The organism is Clostridium sp. (genome assembly GCF_032576335.1).
Lineage (GTDB): Bacteria > Bacillota > Clostridia > Oscillospirales > Acutalibacteraceae > Faecalispora.
The window spans coordinates 1-25,188 of record NZ_JAWFXC010000018.1 but is presented as its reverse complement, the minus strand read 5'-3'; the positions used below and the strand labels follow the sequence as shown (position 1 = coordinate 25,188).

Sequence of the window (25,188 nt, the reverse complement as noted above, 5' to 3'; positions counted from 1 at the left end):
AATGGTGATAGAATTAGCTTGCAGTAGAAGAGCTGCCGTTATCCTTTGGTACAAATTTAGTTGGCGGGTAAGAATCAATTGCCTTCTGGTTAATGGTAATGTCCTTGCTTTCCTCAGCAAGCTTTGTCATCTCATCTTCAAACTCTTTTTGCTTCATGTTAGACAAAACTTCAGTACGAGTTGCATCGCCGGAAAGCTGAGTAGCTGTTTTTTTCGTAACATCATTTCTAACGACAAGAAGCATAGCATTTATAGAGGTTATAGTAATGGTTTTGGCTTCGCCAGGCGTCATCCCGTTAATCAAAGTAATTAACTCGGTTGGGTAACCGGCTTCCTCATTGAGTACGGTGGTAACCGTCTGGGAAGGGGAAGTATCCAGCTTCAATTTTTTCTTAGTTTCGCTTGCTACGGTATCAAAGGTTGTGCTTCCCTTATTGAGTGAGGCTGCATTCTCTTCTAAAAAGCTCTTGTATTCTTTTTGAGTTTTCTCATCTAATGCTGCATAAGTGGTAGGATTGTAGAGTGGAATATACACATAAGAGAAGTCGGTGTAGCTCTTCTCAAAGTATGCTTTCAGGTCGGCATCGCTCACTGCTTTGCTTCCCTTTTTGCCATAAAGAGCCTCAAACACCTTAGCGGATTTTGCATTGAGCTCCGCTGTGGCCATGGTAAAGGATTCTTTCGAAATGCCATAGCCCTCTAACGTATCTTTGTAGTTGTTCCATTGGCTTGCCGCTGTATTGCTAATTTCTTTATTTTCTGCCTCTGTGAGTGAAAGCTTGAGCTCTTTCATTTTATTATCGATTACAAAAAGCTGTTTGGTATAACCCAAAGCTTTTTTCTTAATCCATTCGGTGGCATCAGTGTTTTCCACCTTCTGCTCCAGAACCGGTTTGGTGGAATCTTCTATTTTGGAAGAAGCGGTTTGGTAAGCAAGATATTCGTAATAGATATATACGCCAATGGGAATCGTTTTTTCATTTGTTTTGGCTGCCCAAGAATTATCTGAGCTTGAACAAGCCGCTGTTCCTGCTAGCATCGCTACGCAAAGAAGAGATGCCGTCAGTCTTTTCAAAAAATTCATACGTCACACTCCGTTTTTAAATTTCATAGGTGTTTTCATCACTTATCAGTCTTTCACTGCTTGAGAAACGCTTCTATCTTTGATCTAAAATAGGAGCGGAAATACAATGCGTTTATCGGCTATTAAAGTGATATTACTTTCCACTATACACGCAGAGAAAGGCTTTGTCCAGCAAATGGTGGAAATCTTATCCATCTACTTCGGTGCCTTGCATTGCGCGTAAGGCTTCCCGCAGAGTTTCTAATGGCGGTGCGCCTTTGGCTGCTTTTACGCTGATATATGGCTTTGAGCCCGCACTTAGCATCACACGCGAACGCAAGCTGCTTATCATGCCTGAGATGCGCTTCATGTCTACATGCTCTACATACAGTAACAGTGTTTCACCCTGCTGCTTAATTTCATAAATACCAAGGGAAGCTGCCATATTGCGTAGCAGAGCTACATCGATTAACCCTCGTACAGAAGCCGGTGGTTCGCCAAAGCGGTCAATTAATTCATCCAGAACATCGCTGGCATCGTCGTCACCGCGAATATCTGCAATGTGGCGGTAGATTTCGAGCCTCTGGTTTAAGTTTTCGATATATCGCTCCGGAATATGCGCTTCAATTTGTAAATCGACTAAGCATTCTCCGGGAGGTGGTGCTTCGCCCTTTTCTTGGCTGACCGCTTCACCAAGAAGCTTTAGATACAAATCGTAACCAACGGCTTCCATATGCCCGTGCTGCTCACCGCCAAGAATGTTGCCCGAACCACGAATTTCCAAATCTCGCATTGCAATTTTAAAGCCAGAGCCGAACTCCGTAAACTCACGGATGGCAGAAAGACGTTTTTGCGCAATTTCAGTTAATACCTTATTACGGGTAAACGTAAGGTAAGCATAAGCGCGGCGGGAGGAACGCCCTACACGCCCTCGCAGCTGGTGAAGCTGAGAAAGCCCCATGCGGTCTGCATTATCGATAATGAGGGTATTGGCGTTGGGAACATCTACACCCGTTTCAATAATAGTGGTGCAAACCAGAACGTCAATTTCTTGTTCAACCAGCCGACGCCAAACCTCTGAAAGCTCGTGTTCGGTCATCTTACCGTGACCAATTGCAATTCGTGCATCTGGAATCAAGGCCTGCAAAGTAGCACTGACTCGGTCAATGGTGCCAATGTCGTTGTGCAGGTAATAAACCTGGCCGCCGCGGCGAAGCTCGCGACGAATGGCATCTGCTAAAATGCCATTGTCGTGCTCCAGTACATACGTCTGCACTGGGTGGCGGTCGTGCGGTGCTTCTTCAATGACGGACATATCTCGAATACCGGAAAGCGCCATGTTTAAGGTGCGGGGGATGGGTGTTGCGGAAAGCGTAAGTACGTCTACATTTTTGCAGAGGTCTTTTAGCTTTTCTTTTTGAGCTACGCCAAAGCGCTGCTCTTCATCAATCACTACCAGACCCAAATCGCGAAAGCGTACGTCCTTTGAGACAAGTCGGTGCGTACCCACTACAAAATCGACCTCGCCGCGCTTGAGGCGGTTTAGCACCTCTTCCTGCTGCTTGGGCGTGCGAAAGCGAGACAAAAGCTCAACCCGCACAGGGAAGCCCTCCATCCGCTTCATGATGGTTTGATAATGCTGCCACGCAAGAATGGTAGTGGGTACGAGCATGGCGCATTGCTTGGAATCACTCACACACTTAAATGCGGCGCGCAGTGCCACCTCTGTTTTGCCAAAGCCAACATCGCCGCACAGCAGGCGGTCCATGGGCGATTCTCGTTCCATATCCGCTTTGATTTCATCAATGCAGCGCAATTGGTCTTCGGTCTCTTCAAACTCAAAGTGTGACTCAAAATCATGCTGCCATTCCGTATCTTCTGAGAATGCGTGTCCTTTTGCGTTCATGCGCTGTGCGTAGAGCTTAATCAGCTCCTTTGCCATATCCTTTACAGCGGAGCGGACACGTGCCTTGGTCTTCTGCCAATCAGCTCCACCAAGACGGTGCAGGCGAACCTGTGCGTCTTCCCGTGGGCCAATGTATTTTGAAACAAGGTCAAGCTGAGTAACGGGCACGTAAAGCGTATCATTCTTTGCGTAGCGCAGCTTGAGATAGTCTTTCACAATGCCCTGCATACTTATTTTATGGATGCCCTCAAACACACCAATACCGTGTGAGGAGTGAACCACATAGTCGCCGGGGTTTAGGTCGGAGAGACTGTAAATCTCTTGGCTATTTTTAGAGCGTTTACTGCGGGTTTGCTTGCGCTGAGAGAGCAGGCGCCCGTGTGTAATGAGGCCAAAGTGTGCGCCGGGGTATTCCATACCGGCAGAAAGACCACCCTGTGTTACAATGACTTGCCCGGGTGCGAGCTCTTGTGGATTTGCAAGATATACCGCAGGGATTCCCTGATTGTGCAAATCGGATGCGGTATTTTGCGCCGCACGTTCACTGCCAGCTAATACAACACAGCACCATTTGTTGTGCAGCATTGACTGCACATCTTCAGTTAAAAGCTGCATGCTGCCGCTCCAAACCGAGTTTTGGCGCAGGTTCATATTTTCGAGCGTATGAACGGGAGTTTCGTAGCTGCCTCGTGCAAATGCATCTAAATAGATTGCGCCGCGGGAGAGAAATTGCTCCAGAGCATATGCCCAATCGGCACTGTAAGTGTCTAGCCCACGGCAGAGGATGCCGTGACTGAGGTAATCTTTTAAGTCTTCACCCCACTGCCATAGAGCGGTCCGAACCTTTTCCTTATTTTTCACTGGTTCCGATACAAACAGCAGGGTGTTTTCGTCTGCATAATCAAACAGAGTAGCAGTTTTACCGTACAAAAAGGGAATATATTTATCCGCACAGCCAATAAGTGCGCCGTCTGTAAGCTTTGTGGCTTCTGCCTCCAGATACTCGCGGGCGGCGGCAGCCGTTTTCCCCCGAAGAGATGCGGCGTGCTCACGAATCTTTTCCGCCAGCACAGCAGGGTGCTCAATGAGTGCCTCTACAGAAGGTGCAATCGTAATTTCATTTATATTTGAGGTGCGCCGCTGCGTTTCGCGGTCGAAGAACGAAAGTGTATCGATTTCGTCTCCCCAAAACTCCACGCGAACCGGGTGTTCCGCGTCCGGTGTAAAAAAGTCTAATATTCCACCGCGAAGCGCAAATTGCCCCGTGCCCTCAATCTGGTCCGCACGCTCATACCCGCAAGAAACAAGAGTCTTTACAACTTCATCCGGTGTGATTTGCTGGGCAGTACGTAGTGTTACTGTACGCCGTAGCAGCTCCTCCGGCGGTAAAGTATGCTGAAGAGCTGCATCCATACAAAAAATGATGCAGTCGCACCCACCGGTCAGGTAGCAGGAAAGCGCATGCAGCCGCTGGTGTTCATATTCATGCGAGCTTCCCTGTGTATCACGAAAATTTAAATCGCGCAGAGGGTACAGTGCCGGGCGCATTCCCATAGCAGCTAAATCGTCATGTAGGCGCTGAGCTTCGGCTTCTTCCGAGGCCGCAACAAAGGCTCTGCGTTCGTTGAGAGCGCAGAGTGAATAAATGATATTTGCTTTGTGTATTCCCGAAAGCCCGGTAACAGCTGCCGGGAGATTCTTCGTTTTTACGGCTTGATCCAGCGCAGAGAATTCCTTCAGAGCGCGGATGGCGGTAGTCAGAAATTTCATGGAAAGCTCCTTGCTTAATGGAAAAATAGCATTTTCCGGACTCGCTCCCTTATTCAGAATACGAGGCGTGGGACGAAAAGTTGGTCGGATTTTGCGTCGGCGTGTACGGTTTTAGGAATTATACTGGCTCATGGCTTCGTCTATTTTTCCCTGAACCATCAATTCCAATGCCTTTATGGCGTTCTCTTTGGCTTCGCCTAGGCTTTTCATTTCTTGTGCAGAAAAAGTGGAGAGCACCCAGTCCGCCAAATCCCAATTGGGGTTTGGTTTACTGCCAATACCCATTTTTACGCGTGGGAAGGCATCACTGCCCGAAAGGTAAATAATGTTCTTCATTCCGTTTTGACCACCGTCACTGCCCTTGCGGCGGATGCGCAAACGCCCGGGTGCGAGCGAAATATCATCAAATACAACGATAACCTGTTCCGGCGTAAGCTTATAAAAACGCATGGCCTCGGTTACGCTTTGCCCACTTAAGTTCATAAAGGTAGAAGGCTTTAACAGCAGTACCTTTTTACCGCCAAAGCTTACTTCCGAACACAGACCCTTAAATTTTAAACGGTCAATTTTCACACCAAGCGATTCGGCTAGGTGGTCTAGCACCTGAAAGCCGGCATTATGGCGGGTTTGTTCGTATTGCCGCCCGGGATTACCCAGACCAACAATGATTGCTTCTACCGGGCCGGGGGTAACCGCAGGCCTGGAAAAGAAAGATTTTAGCATGTTGATACACCTCTGCTGGCAGAAATTGAGAATAGGCTGATGGCGGGACGGAAATAACTCCGCCCCGCCTCACTGTGAGTATGGGATGAAAAACGGGGCAGGAGTATGACTCTGCCCCGCGGTTGTTCTTTCATTTGTAAATCAAACAAACATGGGAGAAACCGGCTTGTCTTCATAAATGCGCTCAATGGCCTCTGCAAAAAGAGGAGCCACAGGCAGGATAGTAAAGTTAGGCAGGCACTTCTCCTGTGCAACAGGAACAGTGTCGAGTAGAATCAGCTCAGAGATAACGCTGTTCTTAATGCGCTCTACAGCAGGGCCGGAAAGCACGCCGTGTGTAGCGCAGGCAATTACCTCAACTGCTCCGCCAACTTCTACCAATGCGGTAGCAGCATTGCAGAGTGTGCCTGCAGTGTCGATCATGTCATCCACCAAAATGACTTTTTTACCGCGAACGTCACCAATAATGTTCATAACTTCAGACACATTGGCCTTTTGGCGGCGTTTGTCAATAATTGCCAGCGGACTTCCGATACGAGCGGCAAAATTGCGGGCGCGGGTTACAGAGCCGAGGTCGGGGGAAACCACGACATAATCATCGCCGTTTTTGCCCACCCTTTCTTTCAGGAAAGAAGAGAGAATCGGTGCGCCCAAAAGATGATCTACGGGAATGTTGAAGAATCCCTGAATCTGGGGTGCATGCAGATCCATAGTAAGAATTCGGTCGGCGCCGGCTGTTGTAATCAAATCTGCCACCAGCTTAGCGGAAATCGGGTCGCGTGCCTTTGCTTTACGGTCTTGACGGGCATAGCCAAAATAAGGAATAACTGCAGTGATGCGGGCAGCAGAGGCGCGCTTCATTGCGTCGATCATGATCAGCAGTTCCATGATGTTGTTGTTAACTGGTGCACAGGTAGACTGCACAATAAAGCAATCAGAACCACGAACAGATTCAAACAACGACATGGCAATTTCCCCGTCGCTAAAGGTAGAAACTTCTGATTTCCCCATGGGCAGGCTAAGGCAATCTGCAATTTGCTTGGCGACTTGCGAGCTAGCGTTCGCCGCGAAAATCTTGATATCCTTACCATGAAAATTCATTAAAAAAATCCCCCTAAACTATTTTGCCGCCATAGGCGGCGATTTATGAACGTTAATATATCAATACACGCTCCGAGCGCGCAGATTGGTGAAAGGTTCGGGCGTTTGCCCGTCTTTTATTTCTACTCCGCTGCACTGCACGTTTTGCAGTACGCAGTTGTTCCCGGCAATCGCATCTTCCAGCAGGGTGTTCGGGCCAATGGTACAGCCTTTGCCCACACGAGTGCGGCCGGTTAAAATACTGCCGGGCAGAATTTGTGTGTCGTTCCCTACGGTTACGTCGGGTCCGATTAAAATGCCGTCCGGGCAGGGAATATCGACTCCATCGGCCATCAAACGGAGTAATACGTTCTGTTTGGCGATCAAGTTCAGTTCCGAAAGCTGCTTTCTGTCATTTGCGCCTAAAACAACATTACTGTCGTTCGTTAAAAAAGCACCAGCTTTTTGGTCACGTGAGAGGAGCAGCCGAATTGCATCGGGAAGATAATATTCCCCTGTGCTGTTTTTGTTTTGTATATCGTGCAGCACCGAAAGCAAACTGTCTACCCGGAACCAATAGGCACCGGAATTAATTTCACGAATTTGCTTTGTGGAGGCGTCGGCTTCTTTTTCTTCTACAATTGCTTTTAAAGCGCCTGTATTACTGTCGCGTACAATGCGACCATACCCAAATGGGTTTATCGGCTCGGCTGAAATGACCGTAACCGCTTGTTCGCTTTCTATATGCTCGAAAAGAGCAGAGCGAATGGTTTCGGGGTCTAAAAACGGTGCATCACCGCTTAAAATGAGAACATTTGCACCACTGTGGCGGTGCAGGAACTGTTCTGCCATCATTACGGCATGTGCAGTACCTTTCTGTTCGGCTTGGTACACATATTCATAGGGAGCGGTACGCTGCTTTGTTTTGGCAAGACCATCCAAAAAGGATTCTACCTCGCTGTGCAGGTGTCCGGTTACTACGCATAAGTTTAAAACTCCGGCGCCCTCTACGGCGTCAATCACCCATTCGAGCATGGGTTTAAATAAAACCTGACACAATACCTTGGGCCCTTGGGACTTCATTCGTTTTCCCTCACCCGCCGCAAGGACAATGGCACAGTTCTCCATGTTGAATCCTCCGTCAGTTTCGCAAATAATCATACGGTATTATTATCGCATATCATCAAAATTTTTCAAGACCTATTTTATGGTTTTGTTAAAAGATTGTTTTAATTGTGTGAGAAAAAAGACGATTTGTATTCTTTTTTAGAGAAAATCTGCACTTTGCCTCTCAAAAGCAAAGTGCAGATTTCATACTAAGGAATTTTGCCACGCAAATGGGAGCAATAATCCTCGAATATTATTTTACAATGGAAATCGTGGTGCAAGCAGTTTTATCGCCATTTACGTAAATGCTGCCGTATTGACCGACTTTACCCACTGCTTTTACAAGGTAGTGGTAGTCATTGCCTCTTTTGGCTTTAAATGTTACTTTGAATGCGCTGCCTGTTACGTTGAAGGTAGGCTGTTTGCCATTTAAAGAGGTAATTTTAAACTCATAAACCTTGTTTGCCTTTATATTCAGGCTTTTGCCGGTGTCGCTCTTATATGTAGCGGTTGTTGCAGCAGCCGGCTTTGTTACTGTTGCGGGAGTGGTAGCAGTAGCAGCAGCGGAAGAATCCACATAGAAATAAGCAAAAAAGCTTTCCGGATTCTCTTCTCTGTTATTTACCACAGTGGTCTGAGCTGCAATCATTTTCCCTTCCATTGCAGCAGGAATGGTATAGGTAGTACCGCTGTTTTGAATGTAAATGTTATCCTGTTCTACAAAAGCGCCGCTAGAGTTCTTTGCAAAGGTATTGATTGTAGTGTGAGTACTGCCTGCAAATTTGAAACCGTTCTCAACAGCTACTGAAATAACAGTGCCAGCGGGTACGACGGAGTAAGTAATCTCACGCTGCTTGACAACATCAACAAACTCTACATCACCATCACCAGTTGATTGCGGAACATTCTCAACAAAAGAAACCGCTTCTGATTTTTGAGCAGTTAAGGCCGAAACGGAATAGGTGCCATATTCGCCATTGGTCTGTTTTTTAATTTCAGATGCCAAGTAGCCGCCAATATAACCCGGTACAGTGGATGCAGCAAATGCGGTTGTGGTAAGGCTTACGGCCATAGCAGTTGCTAAAAATGCGGAAAGAACTCTTTTCTTCATAAATAATACCACCTCAAAAATTTTTATATCCATATCAATTCGTCTGCTGAAATTTTGCGGAAACAATCAAGTGGAATAAATAAGTAAGATGAAACCCTCAAGTTCAGCAGTTGTAAATGTTACCGCAATAAAAATCCCACGTTAAACATATTTTTCCACAAACGAATCGATGTGTGATTCTCTAATTGAAAAACGAGTGGCGAAATAAATAAAGGTTTAAAACAAAAAGACGCTTGAAATGGATATCGTTCCAATTCACAGGCGTCATCAAAAACGTTAAGTATATACAAATACAACTTTTATACTTCCCAGTTTTAATTCGTATGCGAATAGATTTTAACTCTGTTTATCTAAGGTAAGTATCATCAATTGTAATCTGTAATATTTTTCCAAATTATAACACATAGATTATTTGTTCTGCAAGTGGTTTTAGTCACTAATTTTTACTGAATTTTTTCATAGAAAATTAAAATATGACCATTGCAAATTAAAAAAGGACAGCTTGTGAATGTTGATAAGAGTTATACAAAATTTTGTGAAAAAATTACTAATCGCAAGGGAGCGCTTTATTCTGTTCAAGGTTTATACATAAAAAAAGCAGGTATCTTCACAAAAAATTATTATAATAGATGTGAAATGGGATGGATTTTTGATGCGGACTTTGATATAATCCACAATAGACGTCCAATTGCTTATCCCTATATGTGGATAAACTGGTTCCATAGATTTCTTAAATTTATAGGAGGTAGAAGTAATGAGTCATAAGTATGTGTATCTGTTTTCAGAAGGAAACGGCAGTATGAAAAATCTGCTGGGCGGCAAAGGTGCCAACCTGGCAGAAATGACGGTGCTGGGAATGCCGGTACCGCAGGGCTTTACCATTACGACCGAGGCTTGCACCCAGTATTATAACGATGGACGGCAGATTAACGAAGAAATTCAATCTCAAATTTCAGAATATCTTTCTAAGATGGAAGAGATTTGCGGCAAAAAATTTGGGGATTCCCAGAACCCGTTGTTGGTTTCTGTGCGTTCGGGCGCTCGTGCATCCATGCCCGGTATGATGGATACCATCCTCAATTTAGGCTTGAATGATACCGTAGTGGAGGGTTTGGCAGCACTGACCAATAACCCCCGCTTTGCTTACGACTCCTACCGCCGATTTATCCAAATGTTCTCCGACGTTGTTATGGAGATTCCCAAAAGTGACTTTGAGCGTGTCATCGACGCGAAGAAGGAAGAAAAGGGCGTAAAGCAGGATACCGATCTGGATACCGAGGATATGAAGGATTTGGTTGTTCGCTTTAAGGCACTGTACCGCGAAAGAAAGGGAACCGAATTCCCCACAGAGCCTCGTGTACAGCTAATGGAAGCAGTGAAGGCTGTGTTCCGCTCTTGGGATAATCCCCGCGCAAATGTATACCGCCGTATTAACGAAATTCCTTATGACTGGGGCACCGCGGTCAATGTGCAGTCTATGGTATTTGGTAACATGGGCAATACCTCTGGTACTGGCGTTGCGTTTACCCGTAACCCTGCTACTGGCGAAAAGAAGCTGTTCGGTGAGTACTTAATTAATGCACAGGGCGAAGACGTTGTGGCCGGTATTCGTACTCCAGAACCAATTGACCACTTAAACAGCATTATGCCTGAGGTTTACACCCAGTTTGCGGAAACCGCACAGCGACTGGAAGACCACTATACCGACATGCAGGACATGGAGTTCACCATTGAAAACGGGAAGCTGTACATGCTGCAAACCAGAAACGGTAAGCGCACCGCAGCCGCTGCTTTAAAGGTTGCGGTTGATTTGGTGGAAGAAGGAAAAATCAGCACCGAAGAAGCGGTTCTGCGTGTTGAGCCCAAGCAGCTGGATTCTCTGCTGCATCCTCAGTTTGACCCAGCTGAGTTGAAAAAGGCAAAGGCAATCGGCAAAGGTCTTGCAGCATCCCCCGGAGCGGCTTGCGGCCGTGTAGTATTTACCGCGGAGGACGCAAAGGCTTGGAGCGATAAGGGTGAGAAGGTGGTTCTGGTTCGTTTAGAAACTTCTCCCGAAGACATTGAGGGTATGGCAGTTGCACAAGGCATTCTTACCGTTCGCGGCGGCATGACCTCTCATGCTGCGGTTGTTGCACGTGGAATGGGAACCTGCTGTGTTTCCGGCTGCGGTGAGATTTCCATGCACGAAGAAGAGAAATATTTCACTCTCGGCGGTCAAACCGTGCGTGAGGGCGACTATATCTCGATTGACGGAAGCACCGGCAACATTTATGGTCAGGCAATGCCGACCATTGAGGCATCTATCTCCGGTGACTTTGATAAGTACATGACATGGGCAGACGAAGTTCGCCGCTTGCAGGTTTACACCAATGCAGATACCCCGCATGATGCAGCTCAGGGCAAATCGTTTGGCGCACAGGGCATTGGCCTGTGCCGTACCGAGCACATGTTCTTTGAGGGCGACCGCATTAAAGCAATGCGTGAAATGATTGTTGCAAAAACAACAGATGCCCGCCGTAAAGCGCTTGCAAAGCTTCTGCCTTACCAGCAGAGTGACTTTGAAGGCATTTACGATGTAATGGAAGAACTGCCGGTAGTTATTCGCTTTATTGACCCGCCTCTCCATGAGTTCCTGCCCACCAAGGAAGAGGACATTAAAGAAATTTCAGAAGAGCTTGGCCTGACGGTAGGAGAGCTCAAAGAGATTATTGCAAGCCTGCACGAGTTTAACCCGATGATGGGTCACCGTGGCTGCCGCCTTGCGGTTTCTTACCCTGAAATTGCTGAGATGCAGACCACCGCTGTTATCAGCGCTGCAATCAATATTTCCCGCAAGAAGAATATCAACATCGTTCCTGAAATCATGATTCCGCTGGTTGGCGAAGTCAAAGAGCTCAAGTTCGTGAAAGATGTTGTTACAACAACTGCGGATAAACTCATTGCAGAGTCCGGCATGAACATGAAGTATGAAGTGGGCACCATGATTGAGATTCCCCGTGCTGCTTTAACTGCGGATGAAATTGCAATGGAAGCAGACTTCTTTAGCTTTGGTACCAACGACCTTACCCAGATGACCTTTGGCTTCAGCCGTGACGATGCGGGCAAGTTCCTCGATTACTACTATGAGAACAAGATTTATGAGTCCGATCCCTTTGCTCATATTGACCAAAAGGGCGTTGGCAAGCTCGTAGAAATGGCAACGGAAAAAGGCCGCGGCGCAAATGCACACCTGCATGTAGGTATTTGCGGTGAGCACGGCGGTGACCCAACTTCCGTAGAGTTCTGCCACCGTACAGGGCTTGACTATGTTTCTTGCTCTCCTTACCGTGTGCCGATTGCTCGTTTGGCTGCTGCTCAGGCTGCGATTAAGGAAAAAAGAGCATCTGCTAAATAATTAATAATTGAAATTAAAATTTATGTTAGGCGAGTATTGAAAGGCTTTTGCTTTTCAGTACTCGCCCTCTTTTTACCATGGCGTTAGTCGTTATTCTATGTGAAAAAGGGTTACTATATTAGTGCAGTAACCTGTGGCAAAATCCATAATAGTATATACAAAAAATAGCATTATTTTTTTATATTGCCCGCGATTTACCAGAATGATTACAGTTCCGTTATTCTCATTGACTTTTCATTTTCATTCGGGTACTATATCGTCAGATTAAACAATAGAATTTGTTTTTCCGGAAAGAGGGTGTTCAGATATGACGAATCTATATCGTCGTGTTGCTGTAACACTTGTCGCAATTTGTACTTCTGTGACAATGTTGGCAGGCTGTTCTTTGCATAAAAAAAATACGGCTACAATTGAAAATTCTATCCCTACCCCAAGTGAAATTCAAACAGTGGTAAAGCCAACAAATCCAGATTCTGGGAAAAATCCAACCGCAAAACCGTTTGAGCGACCAATGGGAACACGAGGAACCTTTAGCTCTTCTTTCTTTACTTTGCAGAAGCTATATAATCTTGCTGCAGTACCTACGTATGACGGTTATAATCAGTCTACACACCCTAAGATTTTATATTTCCCCAAAAGGTGGAACGGTTATGAATATTGGATGTCAATTACACCGTATCCATTTGGCAACGACGATTATGAGAACCCCTGCATTGTTGCATCAAACGATGGTAAAACATGGGTTACACCGGCGGGGCTGAAAAACCCAATCTCCGGTATTCCGTCCGATGTAAAACAAGGCGCACATTATTCCGATTCTCACCTTGTCATGACCGGTGATGTAATGGAAATGTGGTACCGTTATAATAAGGGAAACCCGAAAACAAAGCGCCCCGATTCCAGCATGGATTATTATTACCGCACAATAAGCAGCAACGGTTTGGATTGGTCTGTGCCGCAATTGATGCAGCAATCCAAAGCTGGCATTCTCAGCTTAGCAGTAAATCATGAAAATAATCAATACCAGTTTTGGTATACCACCTCTCAAAAGAAACTAATGCACGCTACGAGTATCGATGGTACAGCGTGGACGGATACGAAGCAATGCACAATTGAGCTACCGGTTGGGTACCTGCCTTGGCATCAAGATGTCATTCACTATCAGGGAACGTATTACCTGCTTCAAACAGGGATTATGCAAAAAAATTATTCTTTTGCACTCTTTTTATCAAAATCTACAGATGGTGTGAATTTTACAAAGGGTGTACCCTTTTATCCAAGCAATAATCCTGTAATTTTAGAAAAAACATGGCTGTACCGCAGTACGGTATATGCAGATGGAAATTCACTTCGTATGATGGTTTCGTATCGTCTACCGCAGAAAAAATGGTACATGACCGGTGCATCCATTACGGTACAGCAATGGAATGATGCGTGTGACAAACAAAAGCCTTTAATTTTGCAAGATCGCGTGCTTCCTACAAAGAAAAAAACAGAGGATACGGTACCTCCTAAGACAATACAGAAACTGTCTGAAGAAAACTTCGGCCAAAACTTATAAATAGCTTTCCCCCACTTAGAGACACAGTTGTGTTACTTTCTAAGTGGGGGATTTCTTTTGCCTTTTTGCTGTGTTATAATACGCATACAACAAAATTCGCTAAAATATTCCATATTTAACTATGAGAAGGGGACTTATGTATGCTCTGGAAAGAAAAATACATGCTGGGTGTACCGCTCATTGATGAGCAGCATCAGGAGCTGTTTCGCCGCGTTACCGATTTTGTAGAGATTGTTCGAAAACCGGTTCCGTGGGAGCAAAAGACGGAGCGGGTTAGCCAAACTCTAGAATTTATGAAGGATTATGTGGTAACTCATTTTCAAGATGAAGAAAACCTACAGCGTGAGGTGGGGTACCCCGAACTGATATCACACAAAAAGCTGCATTACGAAATGGTGGCTTATGTGCTGCAGATCTCGCGTGAATACGAAGAAAATGGTTACCAGGAACAGCTTATGCAGCAGTTTGCAGGCCGCCTGTTAGCGTGGCTGATTAACCACGTCGCTTCCGAAGACCAGCAGATTGCAAACTTCGTAAAGAGAAAGGAGCAGCAATCTCATGAATAATACTTTGCACCGTTCTTTTTTTGAGGCAACTCAAGAAGTGTTCGAGTTAATGCTCGATTTAGAGGTAAGGGAAAGCCTAGCCTCCACCAATAAAGATGACTGCGGCGATTTTACCATTGCCATAGGTGTAACAGGTGATTTGACTGGAGATGTTTTATATATATTCCCTAAGAACACCATGCTCCAGATGGTTCGTATTTTAACCGGTGGAATGGAGGTGGACGAGGTAGATGACTTTGTAACCTCCGCTATAGGTGAAATCTCGAATATTATCAGCGGAAAAGCATTGATTGCATTATCTCAAAAAGATGTTACCTGCGATATTCTGCCCCCACAAATCATACCCAGTGAAAAGGGAATATGCGATTATTCTATGGATTCAAACACACGAATCGAGACTCAAATTGGCAGTCTGGGATTTGAAATACATTTACAAAGCGAGAAACAATAAACGCAAGAAAGCCTTTATTTTTAATAATGTAGAACAAAGTGAAAAGGGGCTGTGGTATGTGGATGCAATAAAGCGGTATTTATGTGCGACGAGCTTTTTTACCTTGAGTATCGTTTGTCTTTTGTATGCAAAGTACAGTGAATGGAGTTTTCCGCTCTACATTTTCTGGGGAAGTGTCGCCATCGGTATGTACCAGCTTTTGTGCGCATGCCTCACAAAAGAGGATTAAGTAAAGAAACAGCACCCGACCGCCAGTTATGCTGGCTTTGGGTGCTGTTTTCAATTTTCCTGTTCAGTTGGCTCTTCTGCGGGTGGTACATTCTCTTTTATGTCGGGGGAAATGGATGGAACGTGGATGTTAAAATATAGACTGAGCATTCGAATGCTCGTGGTGAAGATGACACTGATTAACACCGCGATGGATTGCGGTATGTGTGTTCTCGTCAGGTAATACAGCAGTGCACCTGCCACTGAGGCCAAGGCGTAAATCTCGCGACGAAGCACGACGGGAATCCGCTGAACGAGTACATCGCGAATCATACCTCCGCCTACGCCAGTCAGCATGGCCACAAAAATACACAGAAAGGTTTCGTGCTCATACCCAGCTGAAATGGCAGCGTCTACTCCAATTACGGTAAATACAGCTAACCCCAATGCGTCTGAAATGAGGTAACTCCACGTGTAAAAGGGGTTATTGCCGTTTACGATTCGGCGGAATCGGCCAAGAGCGAGTAATAAAAATGTAGTGATGGATGCCACAACTAAATAAATTGGGTTAACCAGTCCAACAGGGGGAGAAACCCCCAGTATCACATCTCTTAAAATACCGCCGCCAATGGAGGTTGTAACAGCAAGTATATAAATGCCGAAATAATCCAGCTTGTGCTGCATCGCAATAATCGCGCCTGAAATAGCAAAGGCTACAGTACCAATAACTTCAAATATCAATAAAAGAGTGGTTGACATCGTGTTGTATCTCTCCCAGTGCAGACCGTCGTCTGAGTCCTCTTTAAAACGTTCTACCTACGCAGTATGCCGATTTTTTAAAAAATGTTCCATATATGGCTTTTAAATTTCGCTCAAATCAGTCCCAAATGCCGCAGTCCCTTTTCGATTCCGCCACAGAGCATGGAGTCGGTTACATAGTCTGCGGCAGCTTTGGCTTCGGGCACTCCGTTCTCCATTGCGACACCGATCCCCACTGTTTTGAGCATGGTAACGTCGTTTGTGCCGTCACCAAACGCGACGGTGTCCTTCAAATCGATTCCGGTGTGCTCGCAAAAGTAGCGAATCGCCTGTGCTTTATCTTGATTTGGGAAAGATAAGTCGCCGGAACGCCCACCGGGGTGCAAATTGAGTACCATAGTGCCGGTAAACGCAGGGCGACAGCGCTCATAATGGTCTTTATCTAAAAAAATGCAATCCATTGCGCCAGCCTGAACCTGTTCGGGTTCCCAGTCGGTAATAATATAATCGCCCAGATGGTAGACTTGATTGAGCAGTTCAATCATTTCGGAATTCAAATTTCTACCCCAGCCATGGTGTAGGCCAACAAAATTATAAGAGATACCGTAGGAATCAAAATGCTCCATAATTTCGCGAACGCGCTCCGTAGTGAATAGTTTTTGTAAAATAGTTTTGCCTTCATACACCACATGAGTTCCGTTCATCCCTATGTAGCTTGTAAAAAAATCACCAAATATTTTTTTTATAAAAGTTTCTTGCCTGCCGGAGCAAATTGCTACCCCGTGTCCGTTTTGTTTTGCAAGCGCGATGGCTTGCAGTGTGCCGTCCGGTACGAAATACCCTTCTTTTCCTGAGGTAAGCAGGGTGCCGTCTATATCAAAAAATATCATCTTTTTCATTGTTATCACTCCTTATGAGTCAACTTCGAAAACTTTCTTTCCATTTTTATCATTGCAGTGATTGGCAGTTTAAAGGGTGCGAACTGTCTGCAATACATAATTAAAGGAAGCTGCGGAAACAATAGCCTTGAAAATTGGGAAAGGATCTGAATCCATGGAATATATTAAGGCTTTTGTGGTAGGCGGTCTCATCTGTGTGATCGGCCAGATACTGATCGACAGAACAAAGCTGACTCCCGCCCGCATTTTAGTCATATTTGTTACTATGGGCGTTGCTTTAACAGCGGTAGGTCTGTATGAGCCGCTTGTAAAATTTGCAGGGGCTGGTGCTACTGTACCATTGTCTGGTTTTGGCTATGCAATGGCCAAGGGAACAGAAGAAGCAGTGCGGGAGCATGGCTTGCTCGGCGCACTGATGGGCGGCGTAACCTCCAGTGCAGCAGGTATTGCAGCAGCCGTGTTTTTTGGCTACATTGCAGCACTGTTAGCAAAGCCGGGGGATAAGTCGTAATAAAACAAAACGGGCAGGAACGGGAACATAAGCTCCTGTTACCCTGCCCAATTTTTTTGCTTTCACTTACTGGATGGAGTAATCCAAATAATGCTCCAGCTCTTCTTCATCCTTCTTCTTCTTTTCAAGGAACAGAAGCGTGGTCGTTACGATCGCGGCTACCGCGACGGCGGCGGAAACAATTCCAAGAATAAGTGCCAACGTATTGTTTTTCCTCATTACAAAACGCCTCCAAAAACAAATTAAGCTTCCCGGTGTTCGTCCAATTCAATCGTTTGTTATTATGATACCCAAAATTTGCGTAAAAGTCAATTCGCACTCAAATTGTAAGGAATCGTAAAATAATTCACTCGGCCCCATAACAGGCAGGGTGATTGATAATTATTTTTATCCAATCAAACAGCTAATAAAGCAGTTAGTGATTGGAAAGCTAATTTAGGTAATAAAAAAAGCAGAGCACAAAGCTCTGCTTTTCAATACAAAGATTTTGAAAACAACCTGTCCTAAAAATTAGGAAGCGCTGGTTGTGTTCAGCTTGCGGGCAAGGGCAGACTTCCTTCTGGCGGCGGTTTTTTTGTGAAGGATTCCCTTAGCAGCAGCTTGGTCAATCTTCTTTATCGCAGTACGAACAGCCTCCGCCTTGTCCTCAGCCTTAGCCTCAAGAGCAAGGTTGGCCTTTTTAATCTCTGTTTTCAAAGCAGAATTGATCGCTTTGTTCTGAAGAGTCTTAGCAGCGATTACCTTAACGCGCTTCTTGGCTGATTTAATATTCGGCATAGTCACACCTCCTTTGTCGCATCTGTCATGTAACAGAAATATTAACACAAAGTAAAAAAAAATGCAAGAATTTTTTCTTACTTTTCGCAAAGCCTTAATAACTTAATGAGTATAGCATAAGAGAGGAGAAAAAGCAATGATTTTTCGCACAGATTTGGCGATTGAAGCAACAGAAACAATTACTCACCCGTTTCCCGATATCTCTCAATCAGAAGAGCAGCATGGAAGGTGTAAAATAACACGCATTAAAATAGAAGGGCCGGAGGGTGCACGGCAATTAAATAAGGAAATAGGGAATTACGTTACACTTGAAATGCCCCCTATTTCAGATACGGTTGATTTGGAGGACGAGTGCCAGGAATTACTGCGAAAAGAAATTGCTGCGCTTCTTCCGGAGGATGGCCTTGTATTGGTTGCAGGGCTTGGGAACCGGCAAATAACACCGGATGCCTTGGGCCCGCATACCACGGCTCGCGTTCTCGCCACACGCCACATTAAAGGGGAGCTTGCGCGGGTAACGGGGCTTACCGGCCTGCGTGGTGCAGCGGTTATCACCCCCGGTGTACTGGGGGATACCGGTCTTGAAACAGTAGAGTTTCTTCAAGGAATTTGCAAGCAGCTAAAACCGAGCGCAGTAGTGGTGATTGATGCCCTCGCTGCCCGCAGTTTGGCAAGGCTTGGCTGTACCGTACAGCTTAGCGATACCGGTATTTCTCCCGGTGAGGGGGTGGGCAACATGCGCCCCCGTATTGACCAGAACACAATGGGCGTTCCTGTCATTGGAATTGGCGTACCCACTGTGGTGGATGTGGAAACTTTGGCGCTCGATTTATTTGGCGGAGACCGTTCCCGAACAGAAAGCAGTGAAGAAAAATTAACCCCCGGTGGCGCGCGAATGGTAGTTACCCCACGTGAAATTGATTTGCTGGTATTTCGGGCTGCGCAAATGCTGGCTATGGGTATTAACCGTGCACTGAATCCCACCCTCTCCGTAGAGGATTTAACGATGCTTACCGCACCGTAAATTTGGTATATCCCCAAGCAATAACGCATAACAATATAACAGTCTGTTTGGGGAGAAGTATATGAAAATTATCAATCTGCAAAGAAAAAGAAAATATGGTTCCTCTCCGCTGCGCAATGCAGCGGCTTTGGTAGTTGCATTAATTTCTGTTACCTGTTTTATTACACGCTTGGGCCCAGAGGTGCTGGCACAAAGAGAGGCAGCGGCTCTCGCCGCGGCTGGTTTTATTATGCCGGATGGTGCTGCAGAGCTTTTGCGTACAGGCCTTTCCGAGCATGATGTAGAAGAGCTTGTAGAGCAGCCGGGTCAAAGTAATGCCCCAGCAAGTTCCACCAGTGCTGTGCGTGACCCCGCAGAGGGGCAAAGCTCTTCTACCGCAGCTTCAGCACAAGAGGGCGGTTCGTCCGCAACATCACAAGAAAGTCAAGCCCCCGCTGCCAGCGGGCCCGGTGCACCGATTCAAGAATTGGCCATTCAGAACTCGGGAGTTCAATTTCAGAATGTATTTGTAAAAAATAGCAATCAAAATCATAAAATAGACATTAAAGCTGAATTAGAGAAGCAACCTGCGGTCAAAATACAAACAGACGGCAAGCCTCAGGTACTCATTTACCACACACATACAACAGAGGCCTATCTTCTTCAGGAAGCCTCCTCTGTTCCCGCTGGTTCGGAAAGCAGAAGTACGGATGGTTCTCGCAGTGTAGTTATGGTAGGTAATGCCATTGCAGCGCAGCTTCGGGCAGTTGGAATCGGCGTGGTTCACGATACCACGATTCATGATTCACCAGCGTACAACGGTTCGTATAACCGTTCGGCTCAAACCATAACAAAAAATTTAAAGCAATACCCCAGTATTCAGGTTACGCTGGATATTCACCGCGATTCCATGACCGCTGCTAACGGTACACGCTATAAGCCAACCGCAGTGATTAACGGGAAAAAAGCGGCACAAATTATGATTTTATCAGGCTGTGATGACGACGGTACGTTGGGGTTCCCAGATTGGGAGTACAATCTGCGCCTAGGTGTGAGAACGCAAAAGCAACTCTCTGATTTGTTCCCGGGGTTGGCTCGCCCACTCAATTTTTGCGCCAGAAAATACAATTTAAATATGACAAAGGGATCTTTACTCGTTGAAGTGGGAACGGAAGTAAATACACTGGATGAAGCAGTGTATTCCGGTGAGCTGTTTGGTGAGGCACTTGCCAAAACGCTGAAAGCACTTAAATAAAAATAGCAAGAGACGTTTCTTCCTCTGATAAAAGCAGGGGAAGAAACGATATTTTATCTATGAAATAAAGGAGATATTGTTTTGAAGGATGTGAAAGATAGACGCTGCTTTTTGGCGTCGTTTTTCTCAACTCTCTGCCTGATTATACTTGCCTGTGGAGTAATTACGGTGGACTACCAAACAACAAAGGTAGGTTTTGGGGAAAGGCAGCCCATGATTTTGGTGCAGGTGAGCGAAGAAAAAACAACATTGAGCCTGCATGTTTTGGGAATGGGTGGAGAGTGGGATATTACCAAGCTTGACCAATGGACGCAGCGTGCGGAAAGTGCAGTAATTACGGTAGTGGATGAGGGGCGTAAACTTTTAAAGAACATTCCGTTACAAAATGCTTACAAATAACTACAAAGATTGCTTTTTACGACTTTTTTTGTTATACTGTTCTCTGTAAAAAAGCAAAATACAGTTACCAGTGTAGGATTAAAATGGAGGAATGGCGCATGTACAGAAGTAAACAGTTTATGATGTCAATGCTGACGCTGATACTGGGCTTTTCTCTCATTTGCACACCGGTTCTGGCAACATCCATAGAGCCGACTGTAAGCGGACAAGGCCAGTCTCAAGCAAATGCAGGTGATACGCCCTCTGTACCCAACAGTACGCCGGAGCAAGTATCTTCGGCTCCACCCAGCAGTACACCGCCAAAACAGGAGGTTTCTTCTGCGGTGCCAACAACGGCATCGGTTCCTTCGTCGGTGTCGTCCTCTGCTGTGACTTCGTCCCGCACATCTTCTTCCAAAGCACCCAAGAAAAAGCCGGTAGCCTCCCAAGTATCCTCTCTTTCTTCTTCAGAAGATTCTAGCAGTGATTTGGGCGCGTTTTGGGGCGTTTCAGACGTATCTTCCTCTACCATTTCGTTACCCCCGGTGAGTGCGGTGAGTGAGGCAAATAAGCTCATTGCTTCTGGTGTGGAAGTTCAAACGCAAAAATCCATGAATTGGTGGGGGATTGTCTCTTGGGCACTAATTGGCCTTGGGATACTTATTGTAATCATTGTGCTTCTTAGCACGTTGCGCAGACCGCCTCCTGGAGGCCCCGGCAGAAAGCGCTATCGTCGGCACCCGTTCCCAACTAAGAAAAAGCGTTTGTTAAACGATAGGTATTATCGCAATAAATATTAATAGGCAAAGCAATTTGAATAATCGCCGTACCTCAGTAAAAATTCAGTGTTTTTTGATACTGAATAGATTATTGAGGTACGGTTTCTTACTTTTCATTCACTTTTTTTCCTTTCTAATTTTGCTTTCACATTTATACCTTGTAAAGCAAATCACTATACACTAAAAGTGAGAATGCCTGTATCACTAAAGAAAATAAGCTTTTTAACTTACTTTTACGCTCCAATTTTTGGAAAATAATGTAAAGCTAATCCACTTGTCATGTTGAAGAGACCAATTAAGCCGTAAACTTTTAAAATCCATTCAATAAGTGCATAAAAAGAAAAAAGAATCCCTGAAAGGGATTCTTTTTTGTATCGTGAAGCTTAATATTATACTTCGAGCTGTGCGCTAAACACAATCACAGCTTTTCCGGAGATTTGAATTTCTCTTGGCTCGTTGTTTTCCATTTCTACTTTCACCGAGATGATTCCCGGGCGACCAATCGCCTTGCCTTGCAGAGCGGAAAATTGCAGAGCTCCATCCGTTGGGGAGAGAAAACCGTAATGCGCCAAGTAACCGCCTAAGGGGCCGTTTGCATTGCCGGTTACCGGGTCTTCCCGCACACCACTAATGGGTGCAAACATTCTGCCACAGAATTTATAATCGGCACCTTTAGGAGCGGGGGCAAAAACATAATAACCGTTGCATCCAACCTTGCCACTTAAACGGCAGAGGGCGTCCCAATCCGGCTCTAAATGGTCGAGCACCTCTTCGCTCTGAATTGGTACCATTACTTTGCCAAAGCCCGTAGATGCCTCCTGTATTGGCCAACCCTCACGTAGTTGCTCGGGTGAGAGGCGAAGTGCTTCGCAAAGCTCATGAATTTGGTCAGCCTGCAAGGGCATTCCCAATCGAAAGATTCCCTGCGTCATGGCAATTTCAATGGAATCGCCATCCCGAATAATGTCTACCGGCAAAATACCTGCTCCAATTTTCTGCATCAAACGTCCTGCAGGCAAATTCTGCTCTAAAGCACGTACATAGTGCGACGCAACGGTTGCGTGCCCGCACATGGGTACCTCCCGAACCGGAGTAAAGAATCGAACCTCCACGTCGTACTCCTGTGAATCAGAAGAAAATACAAAGGCGGTTTCAGAGTTGTTTAACTCCCTAGCAATCTCTTGCATTTCCTGCTCTGTTAAACCGTCTGCATTCAGTACAACACCAGCCGGATTTCCCCGAAAACGATGCTCAGTAAAGGCGTCAACCTGATACAATTTGTATTTTTTAGACATGTTTTTCCCTCCTGTAATATAAAACGTCTGTTTTTGTGAGCTTTTGGGAACTTTTGCTGAAGCGAAACGATTAACCGAATACGGTGACTGGAGAGTAAATTTAAAGTCGATTCTAATTATTATAATGTTCTATTAACAGTCCATAATGAATAAAGTTAAAAGCGAATAATGGTAGATTACCTGTTTTGTAATGGAATATGAATCTAAAACCTTATATCACTTGTGTATCACTATGGACAAGCTATGAAACATTTCGAAAATATTATTACAATTCGAACATCCAAATAAGCGGATATACAAAAAACGTGTTACTATTTGTATAGAGTAGCTGATTTTATCCGTATAGGATAGAAAAAACGCACTTTTACACTTTTAAACGGGCAAAACAATGTCGTATGCAACCTTGCAGAATAGAAGAATAAGAGAAACAATCAGCATGGGTCGAATTACCTTGGTGTTGTAGCGTAGCGCTAATCCGGAGCCAATGTAATTACCCAGAATGCCAAATACGGCACCCGGTAAACCCAGTATAAACAGTACTTTCCCCGCAATGGCAAAGGTAACAAGTGAAGAAAGGTTCGACATTAAATTGACTACCTTCGCATTGCCAGAGGCAGTGGTGGCATCAAAGCGGGTAAGCCCGGTAAACAAAAAGATGAGGAAAGTTCCGGTACCGGGGCCAAAAAAACCATCGTATGTACCGATGACAAAGCCGATTGCCATTGAAAGGATGGTTAACAGAGAGGGCTTTAAAAGTTCGTGCTCATCGGTTTCGCCACGATTCTTTTTCTTCTTTAATGTAATGAATGCGATCACCGGCAAGACTGCAAGCAGCAGGTAGCGCAGGTATTCTTCGTTAAGCACCATGTTCAAGCGTGCACCGAGCACTGCACCAATGAGTGCCATGGCACCGGCAATTGCCGCCGTGCGAAGGTGAATTTTACCACCGCGCAAATAGCGGATAGTTGCGGTAAGGGTACCGGCTGTGGAAGAAAGCTTGTTTGTGCCCATTGCGAGGTGTGGCGGCAGGCCAATCGCCAAATAGGCAGGTAGAGTAATTAACCCGCCTCCTCCTGAAATGGAGTCGATAAACCCTCCCAGAAACGTGCAAGTACACACAACGATAAGCTGCAGTAAAAAATCATCCATGTCGGTCTCTCCTTTTGTTCGTCCGAAGCATTGCTTCGGCTATGCGGCGTGAGGTTATTATAGCGAAATTTGCTATTTACTACAATAGAAATTGCTCTATTTGAAATATAAATAATCGTATAAAGGGTATAAAGAAAAGAGGGGGGTAAGGCTCTTTTGAGATGATTTTTATTCGTTCATTGTTACATTGTCATAAGAGAATGGTGGTTATAAATTATACACGGTACCAACCGATACTATATATAGTGATAAAAAATAATGATTTAATGATATAAAATGTCGGATAAAAAGGAGAACCATTTGATGAAAAAACGAATGAAAGCAATTGCAATCGCCCTAATCGGAGCAATCAGTTTGAGTATGTCTGTTGCGGCAACAACCTATGAGCAGGCAAACAAAGCCTTTAAGCTGGATACCCGCAGTTATACTATGGCTCCCGGTAATATCTACGACTTTAAAGTGATATTAAAGGGCGGTCTTACACAAAAAGATGTGAAAGTGTCTGATTCCCGAACCGGAAGTATTGTGAAAATGACTGCAATCAAAAACACTGATAAATACCGCATTACAGCCGTAAAAGAGGGAACAACCTTTATCACGGCAGAGGTAGGGGGCGCACACCTTTCCTTTAAGGTTGATGTAAAAAAAGGAGTCAAGCAAGGCGGTCAAGCAACGTATTCCAATTATGCCATAGTTCCTGACAGCTACCAGCCTGTAAACTCGGGTAGTACAACGAACAACGGTGTAAAGCCGATGTACCCCAATTATACAAAACCATATAATACCGAAGCAATCATCGCAGATATGGTTGCCGAGGGGAAACGACTGGGAATGATGCACAACCCTGATTTTAAAATTACAAAAATTGTGAATCTTGAAAGCGGTGGGGTTGAGGTAAGTGGTGGTGCTGGGTATCGTATGCCAGATAGTACAGTTCATTACACAGTAAATGAACTGGGCTATGATAACAGCTATTGGATGCACAAAAATTGCATGGAAAATGTTCAAGATGTTATGAATGTTGGTATAGAACTAGCTGGTGCAAAACCAGAGGATATAAGATTTAATCCCGTGATGTTGAGTGAGGGAAACGGCGATTATTTGATTTACGTCTTTTACGGCTAAAAATAAAAAATATCATGCTGGGTGTTATGTTTCAGCCATAACACCCAGTAGCCAAATGGTACTCGTCTACCAATCAGCATTTTTACATGAAAGATATAACCGTTTGCTCTGCATTGCTAATCTTTTATTCTTTATTGAATCGTATGCTATATCTGAGTATCAAGTGAATGTGGTTATAAAAGTTCCCGCCGTATTTTACTTACAGCGGGAACTTTTTGTGTTGTTCAAACAACCACCGGCTGTGCCGGTGGAGCGAAAAAAGCTTTAGCGTTGAAAAGGACAAAAAAACTCCCTTTGTTGTAGAATAAGCATGCGGTCT

22 protein-coding genes are annotated in these 25,188 nt (G+C 45.1%); 10 read left to right on the top strand and 12 right to left on the bottom strand.

Annotated features, from left to right (window positions below):
• Positions 1-13: 13 nt before the first annotated feature.
• The 6 genes from E7L17_RS13855 to E7L17_RS13830 all read right to left on the bottom strand — a co-directional run bounded on the left by E7L17_RS13855 (position 14) and on the right by E7L17_RS13830 (position 8,760).
• Positions 14-1,084, bottom strand: a complete 1,071-nt coding sequence (locus tag E7L17_RS13855) for a hypothetical protein (RefSeq protein ID WP_316323726.1) — start codon at positions 1,082-1,084, stop codon at positions 14-16.
• A gap of 187 nt (positions 1,085-1,271) precedes the next feature.
• Positions 1,272-4,739 carry a transcription-repair coupling factor gene (mfd, locus tag E7L17_RS13850; RefSeq protein WP_316323725.1) on the bottom strand — a complete coding sequence of 1,156 codons (3,468 nt, stop codon included), beginning with the start codon at positions 4,737-4,739 and terminating at the stop codon, positions 1,272-1,274.
• A 111-nt stretch (positions 4,740-4,850) separates the two neighbouring features.
• A complete protein-coding gene (gene pth / locus E7L17_RS13845; RefSeq protein WP_316323724.1) occupies positions 4,851-5,462 on the bottom strand; it encodes an aminoacyl-tRNA hydrolase in 612 nt (203 codons plus the stop codon).
• A gap of 141 nt (positions 5,463-5,603) precedes the next feature.
• The gene (locus E7L17_RS13840) at positions 5,604-6,563 is read right to left on the bottom strand and encodes a ribose-phosphate pyrophosphokinase (RefSeq protein ID WP_316323723.1); all 960 of its coding nucleotides are present in this window, start codon (positions 6,561-6,563) and stop codon (positions 5,604-5,606) included.
• Between the two features lie 60 nt (positions 6,564-6,623).
• Entirely contained in the window at positions 6,624-7,670 is a 1,047-nt protein-coding gene (locus E7L17_RS13835; protein ID WP_316323722.1) for a sugar phosphate nucleotidyltransferase, read from the bottom strand.
• Positions 7,671-7,902: 232 nt separating this feature from the next.
• Positions 7,903-8,760 (bottom strand): hypothetical protein, encoded by an 858-nt coding sequence (locus E7L17_RS13830; RefSeq protein WP_316323721.1) that lies wholly within the window; start codon positions 8,758-8,760, stop codon positions 7,903-7,905.
• A gap of 754 nt (positions 8,761-9,514) precedes the next feature.
• On the opposite strand from E7L17_RS13830, the gene ppdK reads away from it, so the two are divergent.
• The 4 genes from ppdK (at position 9,515) to E7L17_RS13810 (ending at position 14,732) form a co-directional block, all read left to right on the top strand.
• Complete coding sequence (ppdK, locus tag E7L17_RS13825) at positions 9,515-12,154, top strand: pyruvate, phosphate dikinase (protein ID WP_316323720.1); 2,640 nt, start codon at positions 9,515-9,517, stop codon at positions 12,152-12,154.
• 307 nt (positions 12,155-12,461) lie between these two features.
• Positions 12,462-13,715, top strand: coding sequence for a hypothetical protein (locus E7L17_RS13820; protein ID WP_316323719.1), 1,254 nt, complete (start codon positions 12,462-12,464; stop codon positions 13,713-13,715).
• Positions 13,716-13,855: 140 nt separating this feature from the next.
• The gene (locus tag E7L17_RS13815; protein ID WP_316323718.1) at positions 13,856-14,281 is read left to right on the top strand and encodes a hemerythrin family protein; all 426 of its coding nucleotides are present in this window, start codon (positions 13,856-13,858) and stop codon (positions 14,279-14,281) included.
• Entirely contained in the window at positions 14,274-14,732 is a 459-nt protein-coding gene (locus E7L17_RS13810) for a chemotaxis protein CheX (protein WP_316323717.1), read from the top strand. The genes E7L17_RS13815 and E7L17_RS13810 overlap by 8 nt, the downstream gene beginning before the upstream one ends.
• 279 nt (positions 14,733-15,011) lie before the next feature.
• Here E7L17_RS13810 and E7L17_RS13805 read toward each other — a convergent pair whose 3' ends face one another.
• Both E7L17_RS13805 and E7L17_RS13800 read right to left on the bottom strand, forming a co-directional pair.
• Positions 15,012-15,698, bottom strand: coding sequence for a trimeric intracellular cation channel family protein (locus tag E7L17_RS13805; protein WP_316323716.1), 687 nt, complete (start codon positions 15,696-15,698; stop codon positions 15,012-15,014).
• A gap of 113 nt (positions 15,699-15,811) precedes the next feature.
• Positions 15,812-16,597 (bottom strand): HAD family hydrolase, encoded by a 786-nt coding sequence (locus E7L17_RS13800; protein WP_316323715.1) that lies wholly within the window; start codon positions 16,595-16,597, stop codon positions 15,812-15,814.
• Between the two features lie 154 nt (positions 16,598-16,751).
• On the opposite strand from E7L17_RS13800, the gene spoVAE reads away from it, so the two are divergent.
• Entirely contained in the window at positions 16,752-17,108 is a 357-nt protein-coding gene (spoVAE, locus tag E7L17_RS13795; protein WP_316323714.1) for a stage V sporulation protein AE, read from the top strand.
• A 66-nt stretch (positions 17,109-17,174) separates the two neighbouring features.
• Here spoVAE and E7L17_RS13790 read toward each other — a convergent pair whose 3' ends face one another.
• Entirely contained in the window at positions 17,175-17,327 is a 153-nt protein-coding gene (locus E7L17_RS13790; protein WP_009060536.1) for a hypothetical protein, read from the bottom strand.
• Positions 17,328-17,618: 291 nt separating this feature from the next.
• Positions 17,619-17,885 (bottom strand): 30S ribosomal protein S20, encoded by a 267-nt coding sequence (gene rpsT, locus E7L17_RS13785; RefSeq protein WP_316323713.1) that lies wholly within the window; start codon positions 17,883-17,885, stop codon positions 17,619-17,621.
• A gap of 136 nt (positions 17,886-18,021) precedes the next feature.
• Here rpsT and gpr point away from each other — a divergent pair, with 136 nt between their 5' ends.
• From gpr to E7L17_RS13765, 4 genes are all read left to right on the top strand, one after another.
• Positions 18,022-18,909: a GPR endopeptidase gene (gene gpr / locus E7L17_RS13780; RefSeq protein WP_316323712.1), complete on the top strand. Its 888-nt coding sequence runs from the start codon at positions 18,022-18,024 to the stop codon at positions 18,907-18,909.
• A gap of 61 nt (positions 18,910-18,970) precedes the next feature.
• On the top strand, positions 18,971-20,143 hold the full coding sequence (spoIIP, locus tag E7L17_RS13775; RefSeq protein WP_316323711.1) for a stage II sporulation protein P: 1,173 nt from the start codon (positions 18,971-18,973) through the stop codon (positions 20,141-20,143).
• A 90-nt stretch (positions 20,144-20,233) separates the two neighbouring features.
• Positions 20,234-20,542 (top strand): hypothetical protein, encoded by a 309-nt coding sequence (locus E7L17_RS13770; protein ID WP_316323738.1) that lies wholly within the window; start codon positions 20,234-20,236, stop codon positions 20,540-20,542.
• A 98-nt stretch (positions 20,543-20,640) separates the two neighbouring features.
• Entirely contained in the window at positions 20,641-21,321 is a 681-nt protein-coding gene (locus E7L17_RS13765; RefSeq protein WP_316323710.1) for a hypothetical protein, read from the top strand.
• Positions 21,322-21,689: 368 nt separating this feature from the next.
• On the opposite strand, the gene E7L17_RS13760 is transcribed toward E7L17_RS13765, so the two are convergent.
• Together E7L17_RS13760 and E7L17_RS13755 are read right to left on the bottom strand one after the other, a co-directional pair.
• Positions 21,690-22,595: a PhzF family isomerase gene (locus E7L17_RS13760; protein WP_316323709.1), complete on the bottom strand. Its 906-nt coding sequence runs from the start codon at positions 22,593-22,595 to the stop codon at positions 21,690-21,692.
• 372 nt (positions 22,596-22,967) lie between these two features.
• Complete coding sequence (locus tag E7L17_RS13755) at positions 22,968-23,744, bottom strand: sulfite exporter TauE/SafE family protein (protein ID WP_316323708.1); 777 nt, start codon at positions 23,742-23,744, stop codon at positions 22,968-22,970.
• 303 nt (positions 23,745-24,047) lie between these two features.
• Here E7L17_RS13755 and E7L17_RS13750 point away from each other — a divergent pair, with 303 nt between their 5' ends.
• A complete protein-coding gene (locus tag E7L17_RS13750) occupies positions 24,048-24,869 on the top strand; it encodes a hypothetical protein (protein WP_316323707.1) in 822 nt (273 codons plus the stop codon).
• Positions 24,870-25,188 lie beyond the last annotated feature (319 nt).

Excerpts from the sequence above, each read along its gene's own strand:
- E7L17_RS13755 (WP_316323708.1), bottom strand. The coding sequence starts at position 23,744 with ATGGATGATTTTTTACTGCAGCTTATCGTTGTGTGTACTTGCACGTTT.
- E7L17_RS13855 (WP_316323726.1), bottom strand. The coding sequence starts at position 1,084 with ATGAATTTTTTGAAAAGACTGACGGCATCTCTTCTTTGCGTAGCGATG.
- gpr (WP_316323712.1), top strand. The coding sequence starts at position 18,022 with ATGATTTTTCGCACAGATTTGGCGATTGAAGCAACAGAAACAATTACT.
- E7L17_RS13750 (WP_316323707.1), top strand. The coding sequence starts at position 24,048 with ATGAAAAAACGAATGAAAGCAATTGCAATCGCCCTAATCGGAGCAATC.
- E7L17_RS13760 (WP_316323709.1), bottom strand. The coding sequence starts at position 22,595 with ATGTCTAAAAAATACAAATTGTATCAGGTTGACGCCTTTACTGAGCAT.
- E7L17_RS13840 (WP_316323723.1), bottom strand. The coding sequence starts at position 6,563 with ATGAATTTTCATGGTAAGGATATCAAGATTTTCGCGGCGAACGCTAGC.
- rpsT (WP_316323713.1), bottom strand. The coding sequence starts at position 17,885 with ATGCCGAATATTAAATCAGCCAAGAAGCGCGTTAAGGTAATCGCTGCT.
- E7L17_RS13765 (WP_316323710.1), top strand. The coding sequence starts at position 20,641 with ATGTACAGAAGTAAACAGTTTATGATGTCAATGCTGACGCTGATACTG.
- spoVAE (WP_316323714.1), top strand. The coding sequence starts at position 16,752 with ATGGAATATATTAAGGCTTTTGTGGTAGGCGGTCTCATCTGTGTGATC.
- ppdK (WP_316323720.1), top strand. The coding sequence starts at position 9,515 with ATGAGTCATAAGTATGTGTATCTGTTTTCAGAAGGAAACGGCAGTATG.
- E7L17_RS13835 (WP_316323722.1), bottom strand. The coding sequence starts at position 7,670 with ATGGAGAACTGTGCCATTGTCCTTGCGGCGGGTGAGGGAAAACGAATG.
- E7L17_RS13805 (WP_316323716.1), bottom strand. The coding sequence starts at position 15,698 with ATGTCAACCACTCTTTTATTGATATTTGAAGTTATTGGTACTGTAGCC.
- E7L17_RS13800 (WP_316323715.1), bottom strand. The coding sequence starts at position 16,597 with ATGAAAAAGATGATATTTTTTGATATAGACGGCACCCTGCTTACCTCA.
- pth (WP_316323724.1), bottom strand. The coding sequence starts at position 5,462 with ATGCTAAAATCTTTCTTTTCCAGGCCTGCGGTTACCCCCGGCCCGGTA.
- E7L17_RS13820 (WP_316323719.1), top strand. The coding sequence starts at position 12,462 with ATGACGAATCTATATCGTCGTGTTGCTGTAACACTTGTCGCAATTTGT.
- mfd (WP_316323725.1), bottom strand. The coding sequence starts at position 4,739 with ATGAAATTTCTGACTACCGCCATCCGCGCTCTGAAGGAATTCTCTGCG.
- E7L17_RS13810 (WP_316323717.1), top strand. The coding sequence starts at position 14,274 with ATGAATAATACTTTGCACCGTTCTTTTTTTGAGGCAACTCAAGAAGTG.
- E7L17_RS13830 (WP_316323721.1), bottom strand. The coding sequence starts at position 8,760 with ATGAAGAAAAGAGTTCTTTCCGCATTTTTAGCAACTGCTATGGCCGTA.
- E7L17_RS13815 (WP_316323718.1), top strand. The coding sequence starts at position 13,856 with ATGCTCTGGAAAGAAAAATACATGCTGGGTGTACCGCTCATTGATGAG.
- spoIIP (WP_316323711.1), top strand. The coding sequence starts at position 18,971 with ATGAAAATTATCAATCTGCAAAGAAAAAGAAAATATGGTTCCTCTCCG.
- E7L17_RS13790 (WP_009060536.1), bottom strand. The coding sequence starts at position 17,327 with ATGAGGAAAAACAATACGTTGGCACTTATTCTTGGAATTGTTTCCGCC.